Source organism: Pseudomonas taiwanensis (genome assembly GCF_013393345.1).
GTDB classification, from domain to species: domain Bacteria; phylum Pseudomonadota; class Gammaproteobacteria; order Pseudomonadales; family Pseudomonadaceae; genus Metapseudomonas; species Metapseudomonas resinovorans_C.
Genome location: NZ_QJRF01000070.1, coordinates 135440 through 147655, shown reverse-complemented (window position 1 = coordinate 147655; position 12216 = coordinate 135440). Strand labels below are relative to the sequence as shown.

11 protein-coding genes are annotated in these 12216 nt (G+C 63.6%); 10 read left to right on the top strand and 1 reads right to left on the bottom strand.

The window, feature by feature from the left end:
• Nucleotides 1–2 precede the first annotated feature (2 nt).
• From pilW to DM872_RS23510, 10 genes are all read left to right on the top strand, one after another.
• On the top strand, nt 3–758 hold the full coding sequence (gene pilW / locus DM872_RS23555; RefSeq protein ID WP_179061698.1) for a type IV pilus biogenesis/stability protein PilW: 756 nt from the start codon (nt 3–5) through the stop codon (nt 756–758).
• Complete coding sequence (locus DM872_RS23550; RefSeq protein ID WP_179061697.1) at nt 755–1849, top strand: RodZ domain-containing protein; 1095 nt, start codon at nt 755–757, stop codon at nt 1847–1849. The genes pilW and DM872_RS23550 overlap by 4 nt, the downstream gene beginning before the upstream one ends.
• Nucleotides 1850–1852: 3 nt before the next feature.
• Nucleotides 1853–2965 carry a flavodoxin-dependent (E)-4-hydroxy-3-methylbut-2-enyl-diphosphate synthase gene (gene ispG / locus DM872_RS23545; protein WP_120652801.1) on the top strand — a complete coding sequence of 371 codons (1113 nt, stop codon included), beginning with the start codon at nt 1853–1855 and terminating at the stop codon, nt 2963–2965.
• Nucleotides 2966–2979: 14 nt separating this feature from the next.
• Entirely contained in the window at nt 2980–4269 is a 1290-nt protein-coding gene (gene hisS, locus DM872_RS23540; protein ID WP_179061696.1) for a histidine--tRNA ligase, read from the top strand.
• Nucleotides 4270–4300: 31 nt separating this feature from the next.
• Nucleotides 4301–4939 (top strand): YfgM family protein, encoded by a 639-nt coding sequence (locus DM872_RS23535; RefSeq protein ID WP_179061695.1) that lies wholly within the window; start codon nt 4301–4303, stop codon nt 4937–4939.
• Between the two features lies 1 nt (nt 4940).
• On the top strand, nt 4941–6083 hold the full coding sequence (gene bamB / locus DM872_RS23530; RefSeq protein WP_373273736.1) for an outer membrane protein assembly factor BamB: 1143 nt from the start codon (nt 4941–4943) through the stop codon (nt 6081–6083).
• 78 nt (nt 6084–6161) lie between these two features.
• The gene (der, locus tag DM872_RS23525; RefSeq protein WP_179061693.1) at nt 6162–7640 is read left to right on the top strand and encodes a ribosome biogenesis GTPase Der; all 1479 of its coding nucleotides are present in this window, start codon (nt 6162–6164) and stop codon (nt 7638–7640) included.
• A 205-nt stretch (nt 7641–7845) separates the two neighbouring features.
• Entirely contained in the window at nt 7846–8994 is a 1149-nt protein-coding gene (locus tag DM872_RS23520; protein WP_179061692.1) for a pyridoxal phosphate-dependent aminotransferase, read from the top strand.
• Nucleotides 8982–9776: an amidohydrolase gene (locus DM872_RS23515; RefSeq protein ID WP_179061691.1), complete on the top strand. Its 795-nt coding sequence runs from the start codon at nt 8982–8984 to the stop codon at nt 9774–9776. The genes DM872_RS23520 and DM872_RS23515 overlap by 13 nt, the downstream gene beginning before the upstream one ends.
• A gap of 13 nt (nt 9777–9789) precedes the next feature.
• Nucleotides 9790–10155, top strand: coding sequence for a winged helix-turn-helix transcriptional regulator (locus tag DM872_RS23510; RefSeq protein WP_179061690.1), 366 nt, complete (start codon nt 9790–9792; stop codon nt 10153–10155).
• Nucleotides 10156–10336: 181 nt separating this feature from the next.
• Here DM872_RS23510 and leuA read toward each other — a convergent pair whose 3' ends face one another.
• The gene (leuA, locus tag DM872_RS23505) at nt 10337–12007 is read right to left on the bottom strand and encodes a 2-isopropylmalate synthase (protein WP_179061689.1); all 1671 of its coding nucleotides are present in this window, start codon (nt 12005–12007) and stop codon (nt 10337–10339) included.
• Nucleotides 12008–12216 lie beyond the last annotated feature (209 nt).

The following is a 12216-nucleotide window of genomic DNA, read 5'->3' as shown; positions in this document are numbered from 1 at the left end:
CCATGACCCTGCGCGCTGCGCTGCTCCTCGTTTCCTCCGTATTGCTCGCGGCCTGCGTGTCGACTGGTCAGGTCGACCCGATGAAAACCGACGCGGGCCGTGATGCAGCGCGTGATGCGTATATCAACCTGGGCATCGGCTACCTCAAGCAGGGCGCAACCGAACGTGCCAAGGTGCCGCTGAAGAAAGCCCTGGAGATGGATCCGTCCAACGCCGATGCCAACGCGGCCCTGGCGCTGGTGTTCCAGACCGAGATGGAGCCGGACCTGGCCGACCAGCATTACCGCAAGGCCCTGTCGTCCCGTAACGATCCGCGCATCCTCAACAACTACGGCACCTTCCTGTACGAGCAGAAGCGCTACAAGGAAGCGTACGAACGCTTCCAGCAGGCCGCAGAGGACAACCTCTACCCGGAGCGCTCGCGGGTATTCGAGAACCTCGGCCTGACCGCCCTGAAGATGAACAACCCGGCCCTGGCCAAACAGCATTTCGACAAGGCGTTGCGCCTGAACCGGCAGCAGCCCCTGGCGTTGCTGGAGATGGCCCAGCTGGCTTTCGATGAAAAGCAGTACGTGCCGGCTCGCGACTACTACGATCGCTATTCGCAGATTGCCCCGCAGAATGCTCGCAGCCTGTTACTCGGCGCGCGTCTGTCGACCATTTTCGAAGACCGTGACCAGGCCGCCAGCCTCGGTCTGCAACTCAAACGACTTTATCCCGGCACGCCGGAATATCAGCAATACCTGTCGGAGCAATGATGAAAGCGTCGCATCCCGAAGCTGTAGCGGCGACCCGCGCCAACCCAGGTGTAACCCTGCGTCAGGCCCGTGAGAGCAAGGATCTGAGCCTGGGTGAGGTCGCCCGTCACCTGAACCTGACCGAGCATGCCGTGCGCCAGCTCGAAGCCGGCGATTTCGACCAGTTGCCAGGGCACACCTTCGCCCGTGGTTACGTGCGCGCCTACGCCAAGTTCCTGGGTATGGACCAGGCTGCACTGGTCGCCGAGTTCGACCACTTCACTGGTACCGATGCCAAGGGCAGCAATGTGCACAGCCTGGGGCGCATCGAAGAGCCGGTCCGCCTGTCCCAGAGCGTGCTGCGTGTCGTCAGCTTCATCATCCTGGTAGCGCTGGGCGCGGTGGGCTTCTTCTGGTGGCAGGAGCATTCCAGCCGCAACAGCGAAGAAGCAGCCAGCGTGAACATGGAACATGTGGAAGTGGAAAGTGCCGACGGCACTACCCAGATCCACCCGCTCGACGAACCCGAGGACCAGGCGGTCGCCGAGGCCCAGGAAAGCCAGGTGCCCGCACCTGCCCAGGTATCGCCGGAAACCGCTGCACAGCCTGAACAGCCGGCCACTGAAGCTACTGCACCGGTTGCCGCCGGCGAGACCGCACCTGTTGCTCCTGCCGCTCCGGCGCAGACCCCGGCACCGGCAATCGCCGCTGCTCCGAGCACCCCGGTCGTCGCGCAGCCGTCCGCGCCTGCAGTCGCTCCTGCCGCGCCTGCGGTTGCCCAGCCCGAGACTCCCGCTACCGCTGCAGCAACCCCGGCTCCCGCCGCCCCTGCAGCAGCTCCCGCGCCGGCCCCCGTGGTCGCACAGCAGGGCCAGGGTGTGTTGCGTATCCAGTTCACCGCCAATTGCTGGACCCAGGTCACCGACGCCAACGGCAAGGTACTGGTCAGCGCCCTCAAACGTACCGGCGACAGCCTGGAGTTGGCCGGCAAGGCACCGCTGGAAGTTCGCCTCGGTTTCGCTCGCGGCGCCCAGCTCAGCTACAACGGCCAGTCGGTCGACGTGGCGCCTTACGTCCGCGGCGAGACCGCGCGCCTGAAGTTGGGGCAATAAGTCATGCATTGCGAATCACCGATCAAACGCCGCGTCTCGCGGAAAATCTGGGTTGGCTCGGTTCCGGTGGGCGGTGATGCGCCGATCGCCGTACAGAGCATGACCAACACCGACACCTGCGATGTCGCCGCCACTGTCGGGCAGATCCAGCGCCTGGTGGATGCCGGCGTCGATATCGTCCGGATTTCCGTGCCGGACATGGACGCCGCCGAGGCCTTCGGCCGCATCAAGCAGCAGGTTCAGGTGCCGCTGGTGGCGGACATTCACTTCGATTACAAGATCGCACTGCGCGTTGCCGAGCTGGGTGTCGACTGCCTGCGCATCAACCCGGGCAACATTGGTCGCGAAGATCGCGTCCGGGCGGTGGTCGATGCCGCGCGCGACAAAGGCATCCCGATCCGCATCGGCGTCAACGCCGGTTCGCTGGAGAAGGACCTGCAGAAGAAATACGGCGAGCCCACGCCGCAGGCTCTGGTCGAGTCTGCACTGCGCCATGTGGAGCATCTCGACAAGCTGGACTTCCAGGACTTCAAGGTCAGCGTGAAGGCATCCGACGTGTTCATGGCCGTCGAAGCCTACCGCCTGCTGGCCAAGCAGATCGTGCAGCCCCTGCACCTCGGCATCACCGAAGCCGGTGGCCTGCGTTCCGGTACCGTGAAATCCGCAGTGGGCCTGGGCATGCTGCTTGCCGAAGGTATCGGCGACACCATCCGCATCTCCCTGGCTGCGGATCCGGTGGAAGAGGTCAAGGTCGGCTTCGACATCCTCAAGTCCCTGCACCTGCGTTCCCGTGGCATCAACTTCATAGCCTGTCCGAGCTGCTCGCGGCAGAACTTCGATGTGGTCAAGACCATGAACGAGCTGGAAGGTCGTCTCGAAGACCTTTTGGTGCCGATGGACGTCGCCGTCATCGGTTGTGTGGTCAACGGTCCGGGCGAAGCCAAGGAGGCCCATATCGGCCTCACCGGCGGTACCCCGAACAACCTCGTCTACATCGACGGCAAGCCGGCGCAGAAGCTGAACAACGACAACCTGGTGGACGAGCTGGAGCGGCTCATTCGCGAGAAGGCGGCCGCAAAGGCCGAAGCTGACGCGGCGCTGATCGCCCGTAGCTGAAACAAGGAACCGACGTGAGCAAGACCTTGCAAGCCATTCGTGGCATGAACGACATCCTGCCGGAGCAGACGCCCGCCTGGCGTTATCTGGAAAACACCGTAGCTGATCTGCTGGACTCCTACGGTTACAAGGAAATCCGCCTGCCGATCCTTGAGTTCACCGAGCTGTTCGCCCGCGGTATCGGCGAAGGTACCGATGTGGTCGACAAGGAGATGTACACCTTCCTCGATCGCAACGAAGAGTCGCTGACCATGCGTCCGGAAGGCACTGCGGGCTGTGTGCGCGCCGTGCTCGAGCATGGCCTCACCGGTGGCGGCCAGGTGCAGAAGCTGTGGTACGCCGGCCCCATGTTCCGTTACGAGAAGCCTCAGAAAGGCCGCTATCGCCAGTTCCACCAGATGGGTGTGGAAGTCTTCAACCTGCCCGGCCCGGACATCGATGCCGAGCTGATCGTGCTCACCTGGCGCCTGTGGAAGAAGCTCGGCCTGTCTGACGCCGTGACCCTGCAACTGAACAGCCTGGGTTCCAGCGAGGCCCGTGCTCGCTACCGCGATGCCCTGGTGGCTTACCTGCAGGAACGTTACGACCTGCTGGATGAAGACAGCCAGCGCCGTCTGACCACCAATCCCCTGCGTATTCTCGATAGCAAGGACGGTGGCACCCAGGCCCTGTTGGTGGATGCGCCGACCCTGCACGACTACCTCGACGAAGAGTCCCTGGTCCATTTCGCAGCCCTCAAGGCGCGACTGGATGCAGTGGGCATTCGCTATGAGATCAATCAGAAGCTGGTACGCGGCCTGGACTACTACAGCCGCACCGTCTTCGAGTGGGTGACCGACAAGCTGGGCTCCCAGGGCACCGTCTGTGCCGGAGGCCGTTACGATGGCCTGGTCACCCAGTTCGGCGGCAAGCCGACCCCGGGCGTGGGTTATGCCATGGGCGTTGAGCGTCTCGTGCTGCTGCTGGAAACCCTCGGCCTGGTGCCGGAGGAGCTGAACACCCCGGCCGACGTTTATATCTGCGCCTTCGGAGAAGCCGCCGAGTTGGCTGCGCTTGGCCTTTCCGAGCAGCTGCGCGACGCCGTTCCGGGCCTGCGCCTGCTGGTCAACGCCGGTGCCGGCAGCTTCAAGAGCCAGTTCAAGAAAGCCGACAAGAGCGGTGCTCGCTACGCGTTGATCCTGGGGGACGACGAACTGGCCAAGCGCGTGGTAGGTTGCAAGCCGCTTCGCGACGACAGCGAACAACAAAGCATTGCCTGGGATGCTCTGGCCGAGCATCTCGCAGCCTGCCTGAAGCAGGCTTGAGCAAACAAAGATCAGGAGTACGGGGTTAAGCATGCAGACTGAAGAAGAACAGATTGCGCAATTCAGGGACTGGTGGCAGCGCAACGGCAAACCCATGCTCACTGGCGGCGCGTTGGCGCTGGCGGTGGTCTTTGGTTGGCAGGCCTGGCAGAAGTACGAATCCAATCAGGCCCAGGGTGCCTCTATCGTTTACCAGCAACTGCTGGAAACCGCTCTGAATCCGAGCGGCACCCCCGATTCGGCGAAAGTCGCCGAGCTCGCCGGCAAACTGAAGAGCGACTTCGGCGGTACCCACTACGCCCAGTACGGCAGCCTGTTCGTGGCCAAGGTCGCGGTCGAGGCCGGCAAGCTGGATGACGCTGCTGCTGAACTCAAGTCCGTGCTCGACAAGCCTGCCGACGCAACCCTGGGCGAACTGGCGCGCCAGCGCCTCGCCCGTGTTCTGGCTGCCCAGGACAAGGCCGATGAAGCCCTCAAGCTGCTGGATGGCGATGCCGACAAGGCCTTCGCTGCCAGCCGCGAAGAACTCAAGGGCGACCTGCTGGTTCAGCTGGGTCGCACCGACGATGCGCATGCCGCCTACCTGAAAGCCAAGGCCGCACTGCCCGAAGACGCCGCCGTGGGTGGCCTGCAGATGAAGCTCGACGACCTGGCAAAAGGGGACGCGTGACGTGATGCGTTGGAAGAATGCCGCAGTGCTGGCCCTCGCCGTTCTGGCCGTGGGCTGCAGCAGCAACAGCAAGAAGGAACTGCCGCCGGCCGAGCTGCCCGATATCACTGAAGAAGTGACGCTGGACAAGGGCTGGAGCCGTTCGATCGGCGATGGCCAGGGTGAGACCTACAACCTGTTGGTGCCCGCTGTCGATGGCGACACCATTTACGCCTCGGATGTGAACGGCGAGGTCATGGCGCTCAATCGCTTCAATGGCGACGTGATCTGGAAACAGGATCTCGAACTGCCGGTTTCCGGCGCTGTTGGCGTTGGCTACGGCCTGGTGATGGTCGGCACCCTGAAGGGCGAAATCGTTGCCCTGGACGCCACCAACGGCGAAGAGAAGTGGCGTGCCCGCGTCAACGGCGAAGTGCTGGCTCCGGCGGCCAACAACGGTGACGTGGTGGTCGTGCAGACCCAGAACGACACCCTGTTCGGCTTCGATGCCGCCACCGGCAACCAGCTCTGGATCTACGAGAACACCCCGGCCGTGCTGACCCTGCGTGGTACCGGCGCGCCCATCGTGACCAACAACCTGGCCGTGGCCGGCCTTTCCACCGGCAAGGTGCTCGCGCTGGATATCAAGCGCGGCATTCCGGTCTGGGAACAGCGTGTGGCCGTGCCCCAGGGCCGCTCCGAGCTGGATCGCGTAGTGGACATCGACGGCGGCCTGTTGCTCTCCGGCGGTACCCTCTACATGGCCACCTACCAGGGTCGCGTTGCCGCGTTGGACCTGGAAAGCGGCCGTGTACTCTGGCAGCGCGAGGCGTCCAGCTACGCCGGCGTCGCCCAGGGCTTCGGTAACGTCTATGTGAGCCTGGCCAATGGCACCGTGGAAGGCGTGGATGAGCGTTCCGCCTCCGCCCTGTGGAGCAACGATTCCCTTGCCCGTCGCCAGTTGTCCGCGCCGGAAGTGTTTTCCAGCTATGTGGCGGTTGGTGACTTCGAAGGCTACCTGCACCTGCTGAGCCAGGTGGATGGTCACTTCGTCGGCCGCACGAAGATCGACGGCGACGGCCTGCGTGCCCGTCCGCTGGTGGTCGGCGAGTGGATGTATGCCTATGGCAACGGCGGAAAGCTGGTCGGCCTGACCATCCGCTAAGCTGAAGCTTGATACCCGGCCGCTGCCGTCGAACGGCAGCGGCCTTTGTGTTTTCTGAAATAACGAGTGGAGAGCCTCATGGTTCCCGTAATTGCCCTGGTGGGTCGGCCCAACGTCGGCAAGTCCACCCTGTTCAACCGCCTGACCAAGACCCGCAACGCGATCGTCGCGGAGTACGCAGGTCTTACCCGTGACCGCCAGTACGGCGAGGCGAAGTGGCAGGGCCGCACCTTCATCGTCATCGACACCGGCGGTATCTCCGGCGACGAGGAAGGCATCGACGCGAAAATGGCCGAGCAGTCCCTGCAGGCCATCGAAGAAGCCGATGCGGTGCTGTTCATGGTCGACTCCCGCGCCGGCATGACCGCCGCCGACCAGATGATCGCTGAGCACCTGCGCAAGCGGAACAAGCGCAGTTTCCTGGTGGCGAACAAGGTCGACACCGTCGATCCGGATATCGCCCGCGCCGAGTTCAGCCCACTGGGTCTGGGCGACGCCCTGCCGATCGCCGCTGCCCATGGTCGCGGTATCACCCAGATGCTTCAGGAAGCACTGGGTGAGTTTGGTCGTGACGACCAGGCTGACGAAGAGGCTGCCGCCGAGGCCGAAGTGGTCGCCGAAGGCGAGGAAGCCAAGCGCATCCCGGGACCGAGCGAGAAGGATGGCATCAAGATCGCCATCATCGGCCGCCCCAACGTCGGCAAGTCCACCCTGGTGAACCGCATGCTCGGTGAAGAGCGTGTGATCGTGTACGACCAGGCCGGGACCACGCGCGACAGTATCTACATTCCCTTCGAACGCAACGAAGAGAAGTACACCCTCATCGACACCGCTGGCGTACGCCGTCGCGGCAAGATCTTCGAGGCGGTGGAAAAGTTCTCGGTGGTGAAAACCCTGCAGGCCATCCAGGACGCCAACGTGGTGGTCTTCGTGATGGACGCCCGCGAAGGCGTGGTCGAACACGATCTCAACCTGCTCGGCTTCGTGCTGGAAACCGGCCGCGCGCTGGTCATTGCCCTGAACAAGTGGGACGGCATGGAGCCGAGTGAACGCGACTACGTGAAGACCGAGCTGGAGCGCCGGCTGTTCTTCGTCGATTTCGCCGACATCCACTTCATTTCCGCGCTGCACGGCACTGGTGTCGGTCACTTGTACAAGTCGGTGCAGGACTCGTTCCGCTCGGCCATCACCCGTTGGCCGACCAGCCGCCTGACCCAGATCCTCGAAGACGCGGTGCAGGAGCACCAGCCGCCGCTGGTCAACGGTCGCCGCATCAAGCTGCGCTACGCGCACCTGGGTGGTGCCAACCCGCCGCTGATCGTGATCCACGGCAACCAGGTGGAGTCGGTGCCGAAGTCGTACTCGCGCTACCTGGAAAACACCTACCGGCGCGTGCTCAAGCTGGTTGGTACGCCTATCCGCATCGAATACAAAGGCGGCGAAAACCCCTTCGAGGGCAAGAAGAACACCTTGACCGAGCGTCAGGTGAACAAGAAGCGCCGCCTCATGTCGCACCACAAGAAAGCCGAGAAGAAGCGCCGCGACAAGAAGCGCTGATTCGCCGGAACGAAAGAGGGCGCCTTCGGGCGCCCTTTTTCATTTAGGGGCACCGTTACAGGTAGGAGCGAGCTCTGCTCGCGAACTGAGTCGGCACAATGTTTCGCCAGCAGAGCTGGCTCCTACAGGGGCATTCCTGTGGTGGCGAAACCCCTCAGGCCTTAAGCTATGACCCACACTTCCCAGTCGCCAGCAGCCTGAAGAAATGATCGCCAGCAAGTTGCCCAACGTCGGCACCACCATCTTCACCCGCATGTCCCAGCTCGCCGCTGAAGTCGGCGCCATCAACCTGTCCCAGGGATTCCCGGATTTCCCCGCGCCGGCTGCCCTGTGCGACGCGGTCGGCCGGCACATCGCCAGTGGACATAACCAGTACGCCCCCATGACCGGCCTGCCGGCCCTGCGCGAGCAGGTGGCCACCAAGGTCGCCACCTTCTATGGTCGCCAGGTCAGCGCCGACAGCGAGGTGACCGTCACCCCCGGCGCTACTGAAGCCATCTTCTGTGCGATCCAGGCCGTGGTGCGGACCGGCGACGAGGTGATCGTCCTCGACCCTTGCTACGACAGCTACGAGCCTTCGGTGGAACTCGCCGGCGGCCGCTGCGTGCATGTGCCGCTGGCGCTGCCGGGTTTCTCCATTGATTGGCAGCGTATGCGCGACGCCCTCAGCCCGCGTACACGCATGATCATCCTCAACAGCCCGCACAACCCCAGCGGCGCGCTGATTTCCCGCGCGGAGCTGGACCAACTGGCTGAGCTGATCCGTGACCGCGATATCTATCTGGTGTCGGACGAGGTCTACGAACACCTGGTGTTCGACGGCCTCGACCACGTCAGCGTGCTCGCCCATGACGAGCTCTATGCTCGTTCCTTCGTGGTCAGCTCTTTTGGCAAGACCTATCACGTCACCGGCTGGAAGACGGGCTACGTGGTGGCGCCGCCCGCGCTGTCCGCCGAGCTGCGCAAGGTTCACCAGTACGTGAACTTCTGCGGCGTCACCCCCTTGCAGTGGGCGCTGGCCGATTTTATGGCGGCACACCCAGAACACTTGGCCGAGCTGCCGGCCTTCTATCAGGCCAAGCGCGATCTGTTCTGCGACCTGCTGGCCGGCTCGCGCTTCCGCTTCACCCGCGCCGCCGGTACCTACTTCCAACTGGTGGACTACAGCGCCATTCGCGACGACCTGGACGACGTGGCCATGTCCGAGTGGCTGACTCGCGAGCACGGCGTGGCCGCCATTCCGGTGTCGGTGTTCTACCAGCAAGCGCCCAAGGACCTGCGTCTGGTGCGCTTCTGCTTCGCCAAACGTGAGGAGACGCTGCAGCAGGCGGCGGAAAAGCTATGCGCGATCTGACTTCCCTGCCTGATCTCAAGCTGGCCCTGGTGCAGACCACCCTGGCCTGGCACGACCGCACCGCCAACCTCGCCCACTTCGAGACCCTGCTGGAGCAGGCGAAAGGGGCGGACCTGATCGTTCTGCCGGAGATGTTCACCACCGGCTTCTCCATGGACTCGGCAGCTCTCGCCGAGCGCGAAGAAGGTCCGACGCACGTCTGGCTGCGTGAACAGGCGCGGCACCTGGATGCGGTGATTACCGGTAGCGTCATCATCCAGGCCGCCGATGGTAGCCATCGCAACCGCCTGCTCTGGGCGCGTCCGGATGGCGAAGTGCTGCATTACGACAAGCGCCACCTGTTCCGCATGGCGGGCGAGCACAAGCACTACACACCGGGTGAGACCCAGGCGCTGTTCGAGCTCAAGGGTTGGCGGGTGCGCCCGCTGATCTGCTACGACCTGCGCTTCCCCGTGTGGAGTCGCGATCCCAACGATACCGACCTGCTCCTGTACACCGCCAACTGGCCGGCTGCCCGCCGCCATCACTGGAATCGCCTGCTGCCGGCACGGGCCATCGAGAACCTTTGCTACGTGGCGGCGGTGAACCGCGTCGGCACCGACGGCAAGGGCCATGGTTACAGTGGTGACAGCCAGGTGCTGGATTTCCAGGGCGAGCACCTGCTGGACGCCGGCGATGGCGATGGCGTGTTCATCTCAAACCTGTCCGCTTCGCAACTGGCGGCTTACCGCGAACGCTTCCCCGCGATGCGCGATGCGGACGCCTTCGACCTGCACCTTTGAGTCCGGGGACACCATGAGCGAGCACAAGCCAATACCTGCCGGGGGCAACCTGCTCGTGGCGGGGGAGAAGGTCTACAACACGCCGGTGGAAGTCACTCTGGCGGTGATCGGTGGCAAGTGGAAGTCGCTGCTGGTCTACCACCTGATCCCCGAGTCGCGGCGCTTCTCCGAGCTCAAGCGGCTGGTGCCGGGCATCACCGAGAAGATGCTGACCCAGCAGCTGCGAGAGCTGGAGCGCGATGGCATCGTCTCGCGCACCGTGTACGCGGAAGTACCGCCGCGGGTGGAGTACCGCCTGACCGAACATGGCTTCAGCCTCAAACCCGTGCTGGACTCCATGTGCGCCTGGGGCAAGTGCCACTGGCAGCAGCAGGGCTAGGACGAGTCCGGGTACTAATGTAGGGGCGAATTCATTCGCCAAGGGCGGCGTAGCCGCCCCATGGAATACCAGTGGCGCGCCTTCGGCCCGCTTGACGATTGAAATCGCCCCCACAGGAGAAGGGCCGCCCACAAAAGAAAACCCCGCCGGATGGCGGGGTTTTTTATTGCAGCATCAGCCTTCAGGCCGCTTCGGCCTCGGCCTGGCTCAGGGCGCGGTTGAGGGCGCTGAACAGGGCACGGAAGCTGGCGGTGGTGAGGTTCTCGTCGATGCCGATACCGTGCAGGGCACGGCCGCCGTTGACGCGCAGTTCGATGTAGGCGGCGGCCTTGGCATTGGTGCCGGCGCCGATGGCGTGCTCGGAGTAATCCATGATCTCCACTTTCACCGGCAAGCTGGCCACGAGGGCTTCCAGCGGGCCCTTACCCATGCCGCGCAGGTGCTGGGTTTCACCGTTGAACTGAACCTCGATATCCACAGCGCTGGTGCCATTCTCTTCCTGCAGGCGATGGCCCTTCAGGGTGAACGGAGTGCTGGCCCGCAGGTACTCGGCGTCCAGCAGCTTGTAGATCTGCTCGGCAGTCATTTCCAGGCCCAGGCGATCGGTTTCCTTCTGCACCACCTGGCTGAACTCGATCTGCATGCGGCGCGGCAGGCTGATGCCGTATTCCTGCTCCAGCAGGAAGGTGATGCCGCCCTTGCCGGACTGGCTGTTCACACGGATCACCGCCTCGTAGCTGCGGCCGATGTCGGCCGGGTCGATCGGCAGGTAGGGCACTTCCCAGACGCCGTCTTCCTTCTGCTGGGCGAAGCCCTTGCGGATGGCGTCCTGGTGGGAGCCGGAGAAGGCGGTATGCACCAGGTCGCCCACGTAGGGATGGCGCGGGTGGACCGGCAGCTGGTTGCACTCTTCGACGACCTTACGCACGGCATCGATGTCGGAGAAGTCCAGTTGCGGGTGCAGGCCCTGGGTGTACATGTTCAGCGCCAGGGTCACCAGGTCGACGTTGCCGGTGCGCTCGCCGTTACCGAACAGGCAGCCTTCGACGCGATCCGCACCGGCCATCAGGCCCAGTTCGGTGGCGGCGACGCCCGTGCCACGGTCGTTGTGGGTGTGCAGGCTGATGATGACCGAATCGCGGCGGCTGACGTGACGGCCGAACCATTCGATCTGGTCGGCGTAGACGTTCGGCGTCGCGCATTCCACGGTGGCCGGCAGGTTGAGGATGATCTTTTTCTCGGGGGTCGGCTGCCAGACGTCGATTACCGCGTCGCAGACTTCCACGGCGAAATCCAGCTCGGTGGAACTGAAGATTTCCGGCGAGTACTGGAATGTCCAGTCGGTGCCCGGCTGCTCGGCGGCCAGCTTCTTGATCAGCCTGGCAGCGCTGGTGGCGATCTCGATCACACCGGCCTTGTCCTGGTTGAAGACGATGCGGCGGAAAGACGGCGCGGTGGCGTTGTAGACGTGAACGATGGCCTTCTTCGCGCCCTTCAGGGATTCGAAGGTACGGGTGATCAGGTCTTCACGTGCCTGGGTCAGCACCTGGATGGTCACGTCATCCGGAATGTGGCCGCCCTCGATCAGCTCGCGAACGAAGTTGAAATCGGTATCCGACGCGGAGGGGAAAGCCACCTCGATTTCCTTCAGGCCCACCTGCACCAGAGTCTTGAAGAAGCGCATCTTCTTCTGTGCGTCCATCGGCTCGATCAGCGACTGGTTACCGTCACGCAGGTCGGAGCTGCACCAGATCGGCACTTCGGTGATGGTCTTCGACGGCCAGGTACGGTCCGGCAGATTGATGGCGGGGAAGGCGCGATATTTGCGGGACGGGTCTTTCAGCATGCTCATGGGGCAAATCCTTTTTACTGCGGGCCGTATGGTGGTCGGCCAGGCATTGAAGTCGGCGGGTGCGGCGGAGGTGGGATTCAGCCACGCAGTCGTGGGCTGACCAGTCGCAGGCAGGCGTGTTGACGCAGAAGGATGAGGGTGTGTGCGGTTTTCATAGGGGCTAACCCTATTCATCGTGCGTGAATATGGCAAGCATTGTTAAAAAAACG